Annotated in this window: 30 protein-coding genes; 12 read left to right on the top strand and 18 right to left on the bottom strand. The window is 41.4% G+C overall.

Going from position 1 to position 15,392, the window contains the following annotated elements:
- Window positions 1–121: 121 nt before the first annotated feature.
- The 6 genes from BUA59_RS17450 (at window position 122) to BUA59_RS17425 (ending at window position 4,670) form a co-directional block, all read left to right on the top strand.
- Window positions 122–424, top strand: coding sequence for a hypothetical protein (locus BUA59_RS17450; RefSeq protein ID WP_072840959.1), 303 nt, complete (start codon window positions 122–124; stop codon window positions 422–424).
- Window positions 425–464: 40 nt separating this feature from the next.
- Window positions 465–1,343 carry a YDG/SRA domain-containing protein gene (locus tag BUA59_RS17445; protein WP_072840958.1) on the top strand — a complete coding sequence of 293 codons (879 nt, stop codon included), beginning with the start codon at window positions 465–467 and terminating at the stop codon, window positions 1,341–1,343.
- A gap of 70 nt (window positions 1,344–1,413) precedes the next feature.
- The gene (locus BUA59_RS17440; RefSeq protein WP_072840957.1) at window positions 1,414–2,868 is read left to right on the top strand and encodes an AAA family ATPase; all 1,455 of its coding nucleotides are present in this window, start codon (window positions 1,414–1,416) and stop codon (window positions 2,866–2,868) included.
- Window positions 2,865–3,734: an HNH endonuclease gene (locus tag BUA59_RS17435; protein WP_072840956.1), complete on the top strand. Its 870-nt coding sequence runs from the start codon at window positions 2,865–2,867 to the stop codon at window positions 3,732–3,734. The genes BUA59_RS17440 and BUA59_RS17435 overlap by 4 nt, the downstream gene beginning before the upstream one ends.
- A gap of 31 nt (window positions 3,735–3,765) precedes the next feature.
- Window positions 3,766–4,440, top strand: a complete 675-nt coding sequence (locus tag BUA59_RS17430; RefSeq protein WP_072840955.1) for a DUF4145 domain-containing protein — start codon at window positions 3,766–3,768, stop codon at window positions 4,438–4,440.
- Window positions 4,440–4,670: a hypothetical protein gene (locus tag BUA59_RS17425; RefSeq protein ID WP_072840954.1), complete on the top strand. Its 231-nt coding sequence runs from the start codon at window positions 4,440–4,442 to the stop codon at window positions 4,668–4,670. Before BUA59_RS17430 ends, BUA59_RS17425 begins: the two co-directional genes overlap by 1 nt.
- Before the next feature lie 26 nt (window positions 4,671–4,696).
- On the opposite strand, the gene BUA59_RS17420 is transcribed toward BUA59_RS17425, so the two are convergent.
- From BUA59_RS17420 to BUA59_RS17350, 17 genes are all read right to left on the bottom strand, one after another.
- A complete protein-coding gene (locus tag BUA59_RS17420; RefSeq protein WP_072840953.1) occupies window positions 4,697–5,044 on the bottom strand; it encodes a hypothetical protein in 348 nt (115 codons plus the stop codon).
- On the bottom strand, window positions 5,041–5,184 hold the full coding sequence (locus BUA59_RS23905; RefSeq protein WP_175550795.1) for a hypothetical protein: 144 nt from the start codon (window positions 5,182–5,184) through the stop codon (window positions 5,041–5,043). The genes BUA59_RS17420 and BUA59_RS23905 overlap by 4 nt, the downstream gene beginning before the upstream one ends.
- Before the next feature lie 75 nt (window positions 5,185–5,259).
- On the bottom strand, window positions 5,260–5,544 hold the full coding sequence (locus BUA59_RS17415; RefSeq protein WP_072840952.1) for a helix-turn-helix transcriptional regulator: 285 nt from the start codon (window positions 5,542–5,544) through the stop codon (window positions 5,260–5,262).
- Between the two features lie 17 nt (window positions 5,545–5,561).
- Window positions 5,562–5,810 (bottom strand): hypothetical protein, encoded by a 249-nt coding sequence (locus BUA59_RS17410; RefSeq protein ID WP_072840951.1) that lies wholly within the window; start codon window positions 5,808–5,810, stop codon window positions 5,562–5,564.
- A 108-nt stretch (window positions 5,811–5,918) separates the two neighbouring features.
- Window positions 5,919–6,350 carry a tellurite resistance TerB family protein gene (locus BUA59_RS17405; protein WP_072840950.1) on the bottom strand — a complete coding sequence of 144 codons (432 nt, stop codon included), beginning with the start codon at window positions 6,348–6,350 and terminating at the stop codon, window positions 5,919–5,921.
- Between the two features lie 23 nt (window positions 6,351–6,373).
- A complete protein-coding gene (locus BUA59_RS17400; RefSeq protein WP_072840949.1) occupies window positions 6,374–6,592 on the bottom strand; it encodes a hypothetical protein in 219 nt (72 codons plus the stop codon).
- 177 nt (window positions 6,593–6,769) lie between these two features.
- A complete protein-coding gene (ssb, locus tag BUA59_RS17395) occupies window positions 6,770–7,492 on the bottom strand; it encodes a single-stranded DNA-binding protein (RefSeq protein ID WP_072840948.1) in 723 nt (240 codons plus the stop codon).
- Window positions 7,485–7,772, bottom strand: a complete 288-nt coding sequence (locus BUA59_RS17390) for a hypothetical protein (protein WP_072840947.1) — start codon at window positions 7,770–7,772, stop codon at window positions 7,485–7,487. The genes ssb and BUA59_RS17390 overlap by 8 nt, the downstream gene beginning before the upstream one ends.
- Window positions 7,765–7,986, bottom strand: a complete 222-nt coding sequence (locus BUA59_RS17385) for a hypothetical protein (RefSeq protein WP_072840946.1) — start codon at window positions 7,984–7,986, stop codon at window positions 7,765–7,767. Before BUA59_RS17385 ends, BUA59_RS17390 begins: the two co-directional genes overlap by 8 nt.
- Before the next feature lie 8 nt (window positions 7,987–7,994).
- Window positions 7,995–8,189, bottom strand: a complete 195-nt coding sequence (gene csrA / locus BUA59_RS17380) for a carbon storage regulator CsrA (RefSeq protein ID WP_072840945.1) — start codon at window positions 8,187–8,189, stop codon at window positions 7,995–7,997.
- 37 nt (window positions 8,190–8,226) lie between these two features.
- Window positions 8,227–9,414, bottom strand: coding sequence for a DUF1351 domain-containing protein (locus BUA59_RS17375; RefSeq protein WP_072840944.1), 1,188 nt, complete (start codon window positions 9,412–9,414; stop codon window positions 8,227–8,229).
- A 19-nt stretch (window positions 9,415–9,433) separates the two neighbouring features.
- Entirely contained in the window at window positions 9,434–10,300 is an 867-nt protein-coding gene (locus tag BUA59_RS17370) for a hypothetical protein (RefSeq protein WP_084122518.1), read from the bottom strand.
- Between the two features lie 7 nt (window positions 10,301–10,307).
- Window positions 10,308–11,267, bottom strand: a complete 960-nt coding sequence (locus BUA59_RS17365; RefSeq protein WP_084122516.1) for a PD-(D/E)XK nuclease-like domain-containing protein — start codon at window positions 11,265–11,267, stop codon at window positions 10,308–10,310.
- A 31-nt stretch (window positions 11,268–11,298) separates the two neighbouring features.
- On the bottom strand, window positions 11,299–11,460 hold the full coding sequence (locus BUA59_RS23900) for a hypothetical protein (RefSeq protein ID WP_175550794.1): 162 nt from the start codon (window positions 11,458–11,460) through the stop codon (window positions 11,299–11,301).
- A 10-nt stretch (window positions 11,461–11,470) separates the two neighbouring features.
- Window positions 11,471–11,683, bottom strand: coding sequence for a helix-turn-helix transcriptional regulator (locus tag BUA59_RS17360; RefSeq protein WP_072840943.1), 213 nt, complete (start codon window positions 11,681–11,683; stop codon window positions 11,471–11,473).
- A gap of 391 nt (window positions 11,684–12,074) precedes the next feature.
- Window positions 12,075–12,647 carry a hypothetical protein gene (locus BUA59_RS17355; protein ID WP_072840942.1) on the bottom strand — a complete coding sequence of 191 codons (573 nt, stop codon included), beginning with the start codon at window positions 12,645–12,647 and terminating at the stop codon, window positions 12,075–12,077.
- Between the two features lie 16 nt (window positions 12,648–12,663).
- Window positions 12,664–13,365: a S24 family peptidase gene (locus BUA59_RS17350; protein ID WP_072841046.1), complete on the bottom strand. Its 702-nt coding sequence runs from the start codon at window positions 13,363–13,365 to the stop codon at window positions 12,664–12,666.
- Window positions 13,366–13,493: 128 nt separating this feature from the next.
- Here BUA59_RS17350 and BUA59_RS17345 point away from each other — a divergent pair, with 128 nt between their 5' ends.
- From BUA59_RS17345 to BUA59_RS17325, 6 genes are all read left to right on the top strand, one after another.
- Window positions 13,494–13,727: a helix-turn-helix domain-containing protein gene (locus BUA59_RS17345; protein ID WP_072840941.1), complete on the top strand. Its 234-nt coding sequence runs from the start codon at window positions 13,494–13,496 to the stop codon at window positions 13,725–13,727.
- A 21-nt stretch (window positions 13,728–13,748) separates the two neighbouring features.
- Window positions 13,749–13,976, top strand: coding sequence for a hypothetical protein (locus BUA59_RS17340; protein ID WP_072840940.1), 228 nt, complete (start codon window positions 13,749–13,751; stop codon window positions 13,974–13,976).
- Window positions 13,977–13,999: 23 nt separating this feature from the next.
- Window positions 14,000–14,221 (top strand): hypothetical protein, encoded by a 222-nt coding sequence (locus BUA59_RS17335; RefSeq protein ID WP_072840939.1) that lies wholly within the window; start codon window positions 14,000–14,002, stop codon window positions 14,219–14,221.
- A 102-nt stretch (window positions 14,222–14,323) separates the two neighbouring features.
- Window positions 14,324–14,473, top strand: coding sequence for a hypothetical protein (locus BUA59_RS24035; protein ID WP_217653751.1), 150 nt, complete (start codon window positions 14,324–14,326; stop codon window positions 14,471–14,473).
- Window positions 14,470–14,745, top strand: coding sequence for a hypothetical protein (locus tag BUA59_RS17330; RefSeq protein ID WP_072840938.1), 276 nt, complete (start codon window positions 14,470–14,472; stop codon window positions 14,743–14,745). Before BUA59_RS24035 ends, BUA59_RS17330 begins: the two co-directional genes overlap by 4 nt.
- A gap of 2 nt (window positions 14,746–14,747) precedes the next feature.
- Window positions 14,748–15,092 (top strand): helix-turn-helix domain-containing protein, encoded by a 345-nt coding sequence (locus BUA59_RS17325; RefSeq protein WP_072840937.1) that lies wholly within the window; start codon window positions 14,748–14,750, stop codon window positions 15,090–15,092.
- A 3-nt stretch (window positions 15,093–15,095) separates the two neighbouring features.
- Here BUA59_RS17325 and BUA59_RS17320 read toward each other — a convergent pair.
- A partial coding sequence (locus BUA59_RS17320; protein WP_139248909.1) for an integrase core domain-containing protein occupies window positions 15,096–15,392 on the bottom strand: 297 nt, incomplete at its 5' end.

Genomic DNA, 15,392 nt, shown 5'->3' with positions numbered 1-15,392 from the left:
TTTTTTGTGCCTGGCGTTTGGTTCGACTGGCACAAACTCACAAAACGTTTTAATGTAAAGATATAGGTTGTATTTGGTGCTCGAGTGTATGTTCTCAGACCATATTTATGAAGGAAGTAGAATGAATTGTGATTGGTGTAAAGAGTCAATGGATGATCAAGCTATCGTCTGCCCAAGCTGTAAGAGAGAGCGCAAAGACTTCCATAACTTAAAATTGGCTATGTATACCTTTGTATCATTATCATTTGCGGCCTTCTTCTATGGCATCATATCAGGTGCATTTACTTCGCCATTCCTAGGTGAATTTCAATTTCGTCGTATATTCTCAACAGTTCCTGGTTGGATAGGTATTCTTTCATTTGTAATCTCTCAAGTGCTTTACGTGAAAGCATCGAAAATCATCAAAACTTGGTGGTGGTATTAATTTCTACTAAACACTCTACACCAGTAGTACAAGGGAAGTTATGGCTAACAATGATAAGGGACGTGTCTTCGGCCATATTCCTGGGACCACAGTAGGTCAAATATTTGCAGATCGTGTCGAGCTCGCGAAAGCTGGTATTCATAAGCCAACTCAAGCCGGTATTAGCGGTAGCGCTAAAGAAGGTTCAGATTCAATTGTCTTATCCGGTGGTTACGAAGATGATGAAGATTTTGGCAATGTTATAATCTACACCGGTGCAGGTGGAAAAGAGCATAACGCTAAAGTACAAACGTTCGACCAACAGCTAAGCACAACTAATCTTGCCCTAGCCAGAAGCCACCTAGAAGGTTATCCGGTTCGCGTTTCTCGAAGCCTCAAGCACAAAGACCCAAAATCAACAGAAAAAGGTTATGAATACGCCGGCTTGTACAAAGTAGATGACTACTGGCAAGAAAAAGGCCGTTCTGGTTTTTATGTTTGGCGATACCGTCTGATCGCTTGTGACGAACAACCTACCCAAGAAGCACCTGACGAACCATCAAACGGCCATACTGAGGCCAGGCGAGTACAAACCACTGTTCAGCGGATCGTTCGAGACACCAAAATAGCCAAGCGCGTAAAGCAGCTGCACAACTACCAATGCCAAGTATGCGGAATCGCGTTAGAAACCAGCGCCGGTTTGTATGCTGAAGCCGCCCACATCAAACCACTAGGCCAACCGCACAACGGGCCAGACGTAGAAAGCAACATCCTCTGTCTTTGCCCTAATCACCACGTACTGTTTGATAACGGTGGTTTTACCATTTCTGATGACCTAAAGCTGATTGGTATAGAAGGTGAATTGAAGACAGTAACAAGACACACAGTTGACCTAGCATTTATTCAGTATCACCACGAGCACTACCATATGAAGAGGTAGTTTTTGAATTAGTATGAACTGAAGTTTTGACATTTTACTCTAACTATTATTAGTAAGGCGACCTTAATTTATGTTTAAAATTAAAGAATATAAAAAAGAATTTATTAGTGATGAATATCCTATTTTTAGTTTTGAGTCGAGTTCATGGGATGATTACGGAGTTCGTTGCACATATTACCTTACGTATCATAAAAGTAAGATTGAAGAGGTAGATATAGGTGAAATTAAAATTTTACAGAAAGGACATATACATACGAAATTACCAAGAGAGTTTTCACGGCTTAATGAAGAATATATTAGTTTAGGGCAGGATTTAGATTTTTATAAAAATATTTTATCGGTTATTGGGACTAGTGATTCAGAAAATATCTTAGAAGCATTAAATGATATTTCATGGATGAAGAGTAAGGCTGAAGACTTTGAGAAAAAAACAGAATATAGGAATGCTCTATTAAGAAGTAATGGTGCCGATGTTGCACTTCGATTCGGACGAGCTGTTATTTTAAATGAAGCATATGATGAAAGCTTTTCATTTTCATATACTAATAATATAGACGGAACTGATAACTCATTTGATATTGAAATTGATTTTGATGAAAACGATGAATTACCAGGAAGAATAGTAGGAATAATTGGGCGTAATGCAGTTGGTAAAACAAAACTAATGGGGAATCTTGCAAAAGACTTAGTGCAAGTTCGTAAGTCAGCTCAAAAAACAATAGATGATAAAAATGAAAGGTTTAATGGTAAAAAACCAATATTTAATGGCGTAATAACAGTGTCTTATAGTGCATTTGATAACTTTATTAAGCCTAAAAACCCTCAATCTAGCTATTTTTATTGTGGAATTATTAATGAAAATAGAATGCTTTCAAAAAAGTCTCTTAATGAAAATTACAAGTTAAATTTATCAAGAATTATAGATTTAGATAGATCTAAAATATGGATTTTATTTATGTCTAAAGTCTTAGGAGATAAAAGCAAAGAGTTTAATAGAGTATTAGAAGAACAAATTAAAAATATTCATAATATAGACGAAAAAACATTATCTTTATTCAGTTCTGGTCAATCAATTTTAGCTCACTTTGTTACCGCTATTATTTCCAGAATTCAGAAAAACACCTTGATATTATTTGATGAACCAGAAACGCACTTACATCCTAATGCAGTTGCTAGTTTATTTGATGCTTTCAATAGTATTTTAGATAAATATGATTCTTTTTCTATTGTTGCAACTCACTCTCCAATTGTAATACAAGAAATACCAAAGAAAAGAGTTATTTTATTAACAAGAGAAGGTGATGTTACATTGCCTACTTTTATGGATTTTGAAACATTTGGAGAAAGTATTTCTGAATTAACTAGGCATGTTTTTGATACTGCTGAAATCCCTAACTATTACAAAAATGTTCTTAAAAAATTATCTGAAAATAAATCTTTTGAAGAGGTAAATGAACTTTTTGAAAGTCAATTGGGATTTAATGCTAAATCATACTTGCTATCTCAATATGGTGATAAAAAATGAAAAGCATGACTATTCCATCAAATAATACTCCTTATATACAGAGACATATCAATGTAGTTAGTTCAAAAAAAAATATGATAAAAGGTGTTTCAAATTCTATAAAAACAAATTTAATTGCACTTCAACCACAAATAATCTCCCGGTATAATCTATTTGAGCAGGCTATTAGAAATAATACACTTTTTAGTTTTTTAGAAGATTCACAACTAATTTTACATAAAAATGACCTTTTAAGTTGTTATAATAGAAAATTATCTAAAGTAAAAGAAATTACTCAATTAATAGAAAGTTCACAGCCAAGAGGGTTTTTAAGAAGATGTCCTTACTGTGGCATTATACTGCCTAAAACATATGATCATTATCTTCCAGAATCGATATTTCCTGAATTAGCAGTTCATCCATTAAATTTGATTCCTTGTTGTTCTAGTTGTAATAGTGCAAAAAACAATTTTTTTAAAAGTAACACTAATAGAATATTTCTTTATTTTTATGGTGACACTATTCCAAATGTACAGTATTTAGGTATTACTTTAATTATAAAATCTAACTCTATAGGTGCAAATTTCAATATTAATATACCAAATAATATAGTTAATCCTGTTTGGAATGTACTGGATGAACACTACAAGAGGCTGGATTTAATTTCGCAGTATAATGAAATGGTAAATGATGAAATTACAGAAATTATTCTTTCTTGTAGAATTTATGTTAGAAATGGTGGGAGGAATATTAGTGGATATTTAAATGGTTTTATAATTGAAAATGAAGCATTATTTGGTATGAATCATTGGCGTGTTGTTCTAATGAAAGCCTTATCAAATAGTTTTTATTTTCATTTATTAATAGGATTTTCAAAAACAATATGATGCTTAAAAATATTTTACTATGAGGGTTTTTATGAAAAAAAATGATTACTTTCCTCCTATATTTAAAGAAGATGCATTTCATTGCCCTCATTGTAATGTATATGCCAATCAATATTATTCACATATTTGTGCGACTAGAGCTCATGGCATCTATAGTCCTCTTATAAAGTTGAAAACCTTTGAGGAAACTTTTGACGCTGAATGGACAGTCTCTAAATGCCAAAAGTGCTGTGAATATATTATTTGGTACAAAGATAATATTATTCATCCTAAAAAGAATTTTATTTCTCCTCCAAACTCTGACTTGGATGAAGATATACAAGCAGACTATTTAGAGGCAGCAAATATACTGTCTGAGTCTCCTCGATCATCTGCAGCTTTACTTCGATTAGCTCTGCAAAAGCTTTGTAAACAGCTTGGAGAGAAAGGTGATAATATTAATGATGACATTAAGAGTATGGTTTCTAAAGGGTTGAATCCTCATGTTCAAAAGGCATTGGATGCACTTCGAATAACAGGAAATAATGCCGTACACCCTGGGGAAATTAATCTTCAAGAAGAGCCAGGTCGAGTTATAAAATTATTTCAACTAATAAATTTTATTGCTAATAAAATGATTACTGAGCCTAATGAGATAGAGAGTATTTATTCCGAATTGCCAGAGAGTGCAAAAGGAGCTGTTGACAAGCGCGATGGGAGAAGCTAATGGTTGATCGGGTATTAATGCCAAAGCAAGGTGAAGTTTATGTATCATCTAAAAGGGAAAATATTTATATTACCGACGTCAACATAGAAGATAACCAAGACTATGTGGTCTTTTATATTAATGAAAAGGATAAAGACGACCTTGATTATTTAGATGAAGACGATATGTTGATTAAGGAAGAGTGGGAGAGGTTTGCTTGGTTTTATCAACTCGAAAAAAAAGCACCTTAGGGTGCTTTTTTATTGGATGATGTGAATTAGTTTATTGATGATTTCTTAATGAAAGTGCGTAGTAGCCTGACGCCAGCGATATTCCGTAGTCTCTCTTGTTCTTCTGGCGTATGTGATTTTGAAAAATACTTTTCGATGTATTGAGTTGTGCTTTTGCTAGGTACTGGTTGCTGAGCAATAGATTTATAACCATCTGTTTCAAATTGCTGTGACAGCATTTCTCTTATTGTTTCTAACGATTCTTTTGATACAAAAATGCCTAGTTCGAAGATTGGATGATGGTGTTTTTTGCCAAGTTTTATGCGTCGAAAGCCTTGGATTTGTATGTCATTACGTTTGCAGTAAGCGCGAAATTTACGCCACGTTTGATTCATTTTTCGACGGCTTCCTCGGTTGTAAGGTCGTTGGTTGTTGGTGTGAACCATCCAAGGAGCCATTCATTGTTTGCGTTTTCGGCTAGTGCTTCCATTGTTTTGATGCGGTCTATTAACTTGTCTGATTGCTGAATGTTCATATTGTTTACTCCCTGTTAATAACGTTTTAAAAAAACCGCCCTTTGGCGGTTTTTTTGTGTCTGTTGTAAATCAACTCAATGTGTCATTTTCTGAGCCAGTGCCCAGGACATTACGTCGCTGGCGACCCAGCGCCAGTTGGTGCGGTTTTCTGATCCGCCTACGTTTCTTGCTTGTGGGAAGGTGCGTTTGCACGCTACGTCGCCCATGAATTTCTTTTTTGATAACCCAAGGTAAGCGGCGCATTCGTCTGATCCCCAAAGGGTTTTGTTGTCTGCGACTTTCGGTTTGCTTAGGGTTTGGATCAGTTGTTCTAGCTTTTCAGCAAGAGAAGCGTCAATTTTATTAATATCTGAATTCATCTTATTCTCCTTCAGCTTTAGGCTGCTAGTTCTAGATTTGATATGTATGAATAACGACGGCCTTGGTGCATCAGTCGTTTAATTGTTTCACGAGCGCGAGCTTGGTCTTCTTGGCCCATGCCGTTTTCCATTGCGGCGTAGATCAGCCTTATTTCTGCTTCTATGGCATCACCGTATGCGTCACTAAAGTTTTTGCATTCAGACGTGTAATTCGACAAACGAAAGGCAGCATTAAGCGCCTCATTTGCTAGTTTATGAGTGGTCATTTTGTTTACCTTTGGGTGGGTATTGTAGGGATAGGCTTTTTGGGGTGATGCCTTCCGGTGGACACCACTCTAAAAAGCCCACCAGTGTGTCGGTGGGCTAGGAGTGATTTAGATATAGCTGTCTGGGTTCAGACCAAACTGCTTGCCGATTTCTTTCAACACGGCAAGTTCTTGCTCGTCGATCTCACCATCTGCATCAGCAATTTCAATGGCAATAATGAATGCTTCGATTTTCTGTTCTTCGTCGGCCGATACATCAGCAAGCTCTTTCATTAACTTCATTTTGGCAATGCGCTTACCGCTTTCGTACATAGCGCTGTACTTGTCGATGGTTGTACCAATTTCAGAGCCGAAGTGTTTCAAGTTGTCGTTACTTTCGATGATGTCTTGAAGCTTCAAAAGTTCTTCAGGAGAACAATCGCCATCGGCATAAGCAATTAGAATCGCACCAGCAACAATCGCTTCCATTAGGTCGCGGTTTTCAACTTTGTGAAGCGTTACTTTTGCTGCAGCGGTTTTCTTTTTAAAAAATTTAAACATGATATTTTCCTTTAGGATTTTGGTTAATTAACTCGGTAGACTTCAGAAGGTATCCAGTTTTTGTTGTGCTTAATTAAGCACCCACCACGAATGGTGTACTTGGATTCGATTGTGCTATCAGCCCACTTTGCGTAGCAGGTGTAGCGGTTTTGCGCGTAGTCAATCGCTTTAAAGGCGAAAAATACGAGCGATAGAATGATTAGGGCTGCTGCCCAAATCGGCATTTTTTTAAGGAGTTTCATTATTATCCTTGGCTGTTTTGAGAAGGTTCGCACTGACGTAGCGGATACGGCTTTGCCTGCGGGGTAGGGTTTTTGAGGCACCTCCGCATCTAAGCTGCTAAATAGATATTGGTCGTTCTGTGTGGCGCGTCTATGGCTAGCTGCACTCGCGCTGGCTGTGGTTAGGTGGTGAGTTGTTTAACGACGGTCACGCTGGCCGTCTTGATTAAAAGGTATGTCGTCGTCAAAGTCGTCGAAATTTGGCGCTTGTTGAGGGCGCTGTTGCTGCGGGGCTTGCTGACGTTGTTGCTGTGGCGCGGACTGTTGCTGTTGTCTTTGCTGTGGTGAGGCTTGGCCTTGCATTTGGCCTTTGGGTTGATTGAAGCCACCTTGCTGCTGTGAGCCGCCTTGAGCATTAGCATAACCATTCGGCTGGTTGCCCCATGATCCATAGCTTTGCGGTTGGGCCTGCTGGTTATTTTGTTGCTGTTGTTGGTTCTGACCATAGCCGCCTTGCTGTGGTACTTGGCTGTAACCACCTTGTTGCTGGTTGCCTCCTTGAGTCCCTCCATCTTGGCGTCCGTCAAGCAGCAGCATTTCGTTTGCGATAATTTCGGTGGTATAGCGTTTGATCCCGTCTTTTTCCCATTCTCGCGTTCGAAGTGAGCCTTCAACGTAAACCTTGGTTCCTTTCTTGATGAAGTCACCAGCAATCTGACCAAGGCGGAAGTTGCCGCGATCCATAAACGCCACACGGTGCCATTCTGTCCGTTCTTGCATTTCACCGCTTTGCTTGTCGCGCCAGCTTTCTGATGTTGCCAGGTTAACATTTGCGACCGCTGCGCCTGATGGCATGTATCGCACTTCGGCATCGTTGCCTGCGTTACCGATTAAGATGACTTTGTTGATGCCTCTAGCCATTATCATTCTCCATTTCTAATCGAAGTGCTTCGTTTGTTGCGTCATCACCAACTGGTAGTGATTGGCAATCTGGGCAGCCTCTGCATGTGCTACCTAGCGTAGGGCAGCTGCTTTTTGTTTGCTCCCAAGCCTCCGGCGTCTCTTCTAAATTTTCTGGATGGCCTGGGTGTACGCAGTAACCACAAGGCGGGTTAATGTGGCAATGACAGCCGCGATCTTTGTAATCGATATCGAATTCATCGGCCAAGTCTTGATATTCAGGTTTGAGCTGCTTATCCATTTTTCACCTTCTTGGGTTTGGTGGGTTTCTTTTTAGCGCCCGTACTTGCTCGGCCATTGATGGTGAACTCAGAACGTCGCTTGCCTGTTAAAGCGTCTTGGCCGCTTACTCCGGAAGGAATGACGGTAACGCTTTGCTTTGCTAGAAAGGCTTCAACATCACGCGAAATTGATTCGCGCGATGCTTCGTGTTTTGGGTTAATTGAATTTCGCATTGCTCACCTCACACTGTTGTGGTTGCTTCTGCTTGCTGACCTTTAATGCGAAGATAGATTTCTTCGCGGTGGACTGGGACTTCTTTCGGTGCGGTTACGCCAATACGGACTTGGCTTCCTTGCACACCAAGAACGGTCACTTCGATTTCGCGGTTATCACCAAAAACTAGGGTTTCACCTGGGCGTCTCGTTAAAATAAGCATTGTTAAATTCCTTCTTTATAAATGGGGTGGGAGAGTTTTAGAACTGGTTCCAGACGTAGACGCGACCAGTAGCACCGTCTGCAATGGCAACGCGCCCTTGGTGTTGCGTCCAAACGTCAACGAGAGTGCCTTGGTTGGCGCTGGCAGAAAGAGCGGCTTGGTAGGCTTCTTCTCTCGATGCCTGTACACGGTTAAGCATTTCTTTTGGCATTCCGTTAGGCGTTAGTATTACGTCCACCTGTTCGGATTGCTGTTGCACTGACGCTGGTTGCTGCATTGCTCTTAGGTCTTGTTCCATACGATTGATATTGCGTAATTCTTCGCTGTGATTTCCCTCCGCATACGGTAAGGCTTCTTTAGCTTGTTTTAGTCGCACCTCTAGCTGTTCTTGTTGTGTAGGTGACGCGAATCTGTGCGGCACAGGCTCAGCTTGCTGTGTTGGATCTGGTATGACTTCTTGCTGTGTTCGCAGCTGTTCTTCGGCCACTTGGCGACGAGTTGCTTCTTCTGTGGCTTTTTGGCGCTTTAGCTCTGAAGTCATCATATGAGCGAGCTTTCCTGCATAAGAGGCTTCAGCGTCAAATAGGAAGCTTTCAACGTGTTCGCGGGTGAGTGGTGCTTTCAGGCCTTCTCTGTAGGATTGGTTTTCTAGTAATAAAAGGCGCTTTTCAGTCTGGTCTTGCAGGCGTCGGTTTTCATCGATCAGCGCTTGAAGGTCCCGAAGTGTTGCAGACGTTAGGCTGTCTTTTGCAGTGATGGCGGTTAACTTAACCAGCTTATCAATAGGCGCGTTTCGGAACTCTTCTTGCACTTCAAGCTTATCCCATAGCTCTAGGCGTTTTGCTTCAATCGCATTGCGTACAACAACCTTGCGTTCGTCTTCAAACTTTTTGATCTGAGCTGTTAGCTTTTCGCGAGACTCTAAAATTTCGGTTACTATGTCGGCTACTTCTAAGCCAAGGTCATCAACCGGCTTAGTAACCAGGGCGGCCGCTTCTTTGAATCGATCTTTGAGCGACTTGGCTTGGCCGTTTAAATCAGCGGCTAATGCTTTGGCATCTTTTACCGTGTCTACGGTAACAACGAGATCATATTTTTTAAGCTCGTTACGAATGTTTTGGCGAAACTCCTGTAAGTTGAACTGGATTTTTGCAGGGACGGAAGAAAGCAAAACCAACTCAGTAGTTGGCGCTTGGGTTTCGGTTTGTAGTGCTGCGTTAGACATGGCGTGTGCTCCTGATTTTCTAATTAGTTTTCAAGCTGCTTTTAAGGCTTGTGCTTTTGGGTTGGCTTTCTTCTTTACCGCCAAAGTAGTCGCTAACTCTGGCGCCTTGTTTGATGGCGTTGAATACGCCAAAGAGTTCGGTTAAGTCATCAACGCTACAGTCATCGACGTTATGTCCAATGTATGCGGTGATCTGATCGGGTCGGATGCCAAGCTCACCAAATTCCACGATCATCTGACTTATTTTTGAGCCCATGGACTCTGTGTTGTTACCTGCTAGCGTTTTCCTGCATTCGGCCAAACCCATTTCAACGAACGTCTTGGGTACGATCGCAAGAATTCGTCCACGCATTTGTTTGCTAGCGACGTTAGCAATGCGGTTATCAATATCCGCTTGGTTGTGCAATGGTTTAGAGCCAGTCTTGGTGTCGCGAATGTGCTCGACTGTGATTTGCCGCTTGCTGAAGTTATTTTTTTCTTTATCCCACGCGTAGACTTCAATTTCTGATTTTCCCTTGCTACGCGACAGCTCACGGTGTCCGTACTCAAAGTTCCCATAACATCGAGCCACTTCTTCAGCGAAACGAATAGAAGGGCCACTACCACGATTAGGGACGGAGTAAAAAGCAGACTTCGCGAAATCCCAGTTTTTGCAGGCTTCAATCAATTCGCTTAATGCTTCGCTGTTTGAGCGAGGGAACATTTTTGCTAGCTGGATTTGGCTGCGAGCTTCAGCGATAGCGCGTTGCTGCTCAATGGCAATTGAACCAGTGTTTGCGCTTTCGTTTTGGGCTTGGGGTGGTACTTGGTTAAAGGGGTTGGAGTGGTTTTGCTGTGTTGCGTTTTGCGGATAGCGGTTTTGATCTTGATATATTCCATTATTCATAATCTTCTCACTTCGCCCAACGTGGGCGCTCTAATGTTCGTACATGCAGCCAATCGTCGTTACGTCGGCAGTGGGAGTAGGTTTCTAGGTTTTCGCGGTATTTTTCGTATCCAATCTCTTTCCATTCTTCAGGTAGCTGGACTACTTCAACTTCATATTTTCCCGCGCTTATCGTATCGCTAACACAGAGAAACCAAAGGTCAGGACGTATTCCAAAGTGCTGAAAGTAACCGTCTGTGTACATTGCATACTGCACGTGGTATCGATACTCTTCTACATGGCTTTCAAATCTACTAAGACCAGCCACTTTTTTTACATCGATTAGCTTTGGTAAGTCATTAAAGCTAATCGCTCGGTCTGGACGGACTCTGCACATTTCCTCGGTTTCTTTGTCTTGCCAGAATATCGACGCCTCGTTGTAGCCATCTGCCTCGAAAATCATTCGTGCAACGGGGTGGGCAAACACAGATTCACGCATAATTTGAAGCTTTCGATTTTCCTCAAATGTCATGATTGTGCGATCGGCATTTTCCTCTTTGAATTGTGCCCATATCGCTTTGTCTGCATTTGTTCGAAGGTTGAGTTCTGGCGCGATAACAAATTGCTCGCTGAACTTTTCAGGCTCTAGAAGTAGGGTGTGAACAGCGGTACCAAAATCTAGCGGCTTTTCTTTCTCAACATCGCGAGGGGCATTCTTTGACCAAATCAACTGACTTGGATTTTTGTCGATCCAGTCCAATCCGCTTTTGGATATGCTTTGATCGCGGTGGTAGTCGCGATTGCTTAGGTTGTGGTAAATGCCCGGTGCGATGCTATGAGCGATTGATCGTTTAGGTTCGAGATAAAGCGTTTCAAAATCATCGAGCTCAGGCGTTTCGGGTTGCGGTGTTTGATTAAGCTGCAATTCGGTTTGCGTGTGAGCATCACCGAAAAGGTCAAACGGGTTTTGTTGTGCTGCTGTGTTCATCGAGTCCATCCGTCCCTAAAGGGGGTAAAGGTTAAAATTCATCAAGAAGTGGTTGAATTGCTTCTCGTACGTTTTGTTTGCGGTGAATCGCTATTGCAGCTGTGCCGACAATCATGAACAGCCAAGCGAAGATGAGGAGAAAACAAAGGCCTACAGCGAAGCCAATGAAAAACAATGCGTCAGCTGATTCCATTGATTGCCTCCTAAGCGGTTGCTTCTGGTGCTCTATAGCCCATTGGGTTGGCTAAATAGCGGTCGATCTCGCTTTCAGGCCAGCCGACACGGTTGTCGCTTACTTGGATTTGTTTGGGGAAAGTGTTTGCTTTGATTTTGCGGTAAATCGTTGTGCGAGCTAGCGTTGTGCGCTTCTCGACTTCTCTGCGATTCAGTACCGCAACAGGTTTGTTTTCGCTCATATTGTCCTCCTGTGGTTTTCTGGCTGCGCACTCATGGAATGCGTACTCAGAAAAAACATGGTTAAACATGCCCATCACACCTATCCCTAACTCAGAGAGATTCGGTCACAGCTCGCACCTATGGTTTATCGCCTTACCTGGCAACTCGGTGGTCTTTGCTGGAGCGGTTCGCCGCTTCGATGGGGTAATAATGAACCAATAGTACATTGTGTGTAAAGTACCAAAAGTACATTTATTTTGTGTTTTTTTAAATATGTAGAAAAACCAAAAGGTTATAGGCGAAAAAAAACCGCCTCGGTGGGCGGTTTTTTAAAGTGCTGGGGTAAGTTATTTGGATATGATTCGCTAAAAAGATGGTTCCCGATTTTTTTGGGGGGCTAGAAATAATGCGCTAATGGGTTTTGTCGAAGTGGGTTAGTAGCTTTCGTGTGGTGGTAATAATATTTGTATTGCAGTTTTCCCAAGAATCGACGTTGGCTGGACAAAAAATTAAAGTATTACGATTCCATACGGTGGCGTAATCTGGATGGATTGGGATATCTAGCACTCTTTGTGTGTCTAATTGGAACTCTCTACGAAGCGATACTGCCTCTTTGACGCTTAAACTAATCTGATAAATTTCATAATCAGCATCTGAGAATAAAAAGCTAAACGACCACAGAAGTTGAGTTGGATGGCGGCATGTGATTATGGATTGCGCACCGCCGACCAAATTTTTCATAGAATTAATGCATTCAATTTTGGCGTTATCTCCAGAGTAATACTGAATGCTATTTCTAGCAAAGCTCAAAAGTGTAAGGTCTTGTATTAGATTTATATGATCGATGCCGATTTCATGATCTTTATTTAGGGATTCAATGTAAGAAATTGTTGCTACTCTAATAGGAGGGTCTCGGTTCTCTGCAAGCGCTTTTGAGCAAGAGAAATTAATCGCAGCAAGAGAGAGGAATAAAGCAATTTTCATTTCATCTATCCTTAGTTTAAAGTATTGCTGAGTACCAAAAAACCCGCCCAATAATACGAATATCTTTAGCTGCTTCCCCGCTAATTTCTTCGTCTTGATAATCTGGGTTAGCTGATCTAATCCGTAAACCATTAAAGGGCATACGATAAAGAAACTTTACTCGTAGCATGCCTCCATGGTTGATGGCGTAAACTTTTCCATCTTTGATATGTGTGTCACTAGTATCTAATCCAACAGTTGCACCATCTGGCAACATAGGCTCCATGCTATCACCACTAACCTTACAGCATGCGGCTCTCGACGGTGCAACACCGGCACTTGATAGAGTTGATAGATTGAATCTCATTTGCTGTGTTGCTATTTCTGACACGTTATTAAATCCATTTCCAGCAGATAGCTCGACCTCCGTAAAAAACGGCACCTCTATTTCGTCATAATGAAGTGGCTCATCACTTTCGTAGACGTCAACATGACCAAGGTTGTTCGAATTATGGCTGCTTTTCTCTTGTATACCAGAAAGGGTGACTTCACCTTCCCCAAAGGCTAACCACTCAGACCTTACACCAGTGACTTTAGAAATTATTTCTAATTTTTCTCGTCTAGGTTGTGATTCACCATTAAGCCATTTGTTTGCAGCTTTCACAGTGGTGCCTGTTTGTTTTGCTAGCCATGCGCCAGCTCCATGTCGTTCTACATTGATCAAGCGTAATGCTGTCATGAGGCGCTCTGGAAAAGACAATATAACCACCTTTCGTTTTATGTACTTAAAGTTCAATTGTCGTTAACTATTGCGGAATTGTCAGTTCACATTTAATATGTACTAAAAGTACATATAAGGTTATTGAAATGAACTCACTGAAAGAAGCAATAAACCTAATTGAAGGCGGAGTGCCTAAAGCTGCTGATGTATGCGGTGTAAGTGTCCGTGCTGTTTATAAATGGCTAGACCGAAACCGATTGCCACGAACTGAATATACCGGTGAAACCAGTTATGCCAAAAAACTAGAGGCTGCCAGTAATGGGGCTGTTAGTGCAAAAAATTTATTAGAACTTACCAAAACGCCCACAGAGGCGGCTTAACCTAAAAAACAGGAGCTACTTATGCCAGCACCAAAACCGTTAAATCAGCAACACGTACATGATTATCGCCCTCGATTCACTGAGGAAGTGCATGGACAAATCTTGCAACTTACAGCCGAGCTTACACGACTCAATGGGGGCGAGCCTGTTCCCAAGAATGTTGTGCTTCGTGCTTTAGCAGAAAGACAAATTCAACGCTTACGTCCCAGTGATTTGAACGAGATCTTAACGTCTATCCACGTCAGCTAGAAGGGACGTAAGGGGGGGATATTTTGAACAATGAAACACAGCCCTTGTTAATTCAAGTGAGCGAAGAGTATGCGGAGGTGTTGGATTCGTTTGCTAGTTCGACGAATCAAACGCCTACCGAGGCAATGGAGCTGCTTATTCAAGACGGTCTGGAGGAGGCTCTACGAGATCAGGGCTTTTTGCTCGATCTGCTTGAAGATTGCCAGGCATTAATGGGTAAAAAAGAGCCCGTCATTCTTCATTAGAGGGACTGGGGGAAATTGGAGCCAATAAAGAAGCCCAGATTCGTGGTCTGGGCTTCTTTCGGCTTTGTATGCAAATAAAACCGTATTTCTAAGGAATTTAGTATGCAAATTAAACAGATGTTTTTCAAGTCAATTCGTAAGGTGTCAGCATTTTTAATGTTTTGGGCACCGTGTTCTTTGGCATTCAAAGCGCATTTTTGGGCGTGTAAGAAACTGGATCGTCAACAAGTGACTAAGGCGGTGGTGTTATGAGTATGCAACTTCTTCAGGCGGTTATGAGCACTCAATTTGATAACCCTAAATACAAGCTTATGTTGGCTCAGATGGCCCATGAGGCCGACGACAACAATACGTGTCATACAGCTATTGGTGATATTGCCAAGCAGTGCTGCCTAAATCTTGGAAAGACTTTCCAGTGTATTCAAGGCCTTGAGCAAGCGGGGTATATCAAGATCGAGAAAAACATCAGAGACGTTTGTTTCAAATTAAACCCTGCCCGTATATCAGAGAAAGGGGCTCATTAGTAATGAGTGTAGATGCAACGCGTTGGGCTTGGTTAGCAAGCCCAGCCAAATCGTCTGAATTGCTTGTACTGCTTTCAATGGCAGATAGAGCGGGAGAAGACCACACTTGTTGGCCTTCCATAGCTCGTATGGTCAAAGACACAAAGCTGAATGAGAAAACAGTTAATACGGCGCTTAAGGGACTTGTTGAGCAAGGTTTGATTTGTGATACCGGTCGAAGAGTTGGAAATACTGGTCGTGTAAAAGTGTATCAGTTAGTTGGTGTCTTAGGCCGTGACGAGCAGTTAGAAAAGACAGCAAGACCTAAAAAGAAGGGAAAAAAGAATACACCCGAAATAGGGGTGTAGTGGTCAAGTAAAACTGGCCACGGTTTTAGAGTTTTCCCAATATAATCGTTCTGATTCATTGGGTGATAACCCACCATTATACTGATGGGGTCTAAGTTGGCTGTAATAGCCAATAATATAGTGAATGATTTCTTGCTGTGCTGCTGGGAAGTTACGATACCCTGACGGTGGTATCCATTCTGTTTTTAAGCTACGAAAGAATCGTTCCATTGGTGCATTGTCCCAGCAATTTCCTCGTCTTGATAAGCTTTGTTTAATCTGGTGTCTCCATAATAATTGCCTGAAATAACGACTTGTATA

This window comes from Marinomonas polaris DSM 16579 (assembly GCF_900129155.1).
In the GTDB taxonomy this organism is placed as follows: domain Bacteria; phylum Pseudomonadota; class Gammaproteobacteria; order Pseudomonadales; family Marinomonadaceae; genus Marinomonas; species Marinomonas polaris.
Note: the sequence above shows the minus strand (reverse complement) of the source record. Positions and strands in the feature narration are given on the sequence as shown.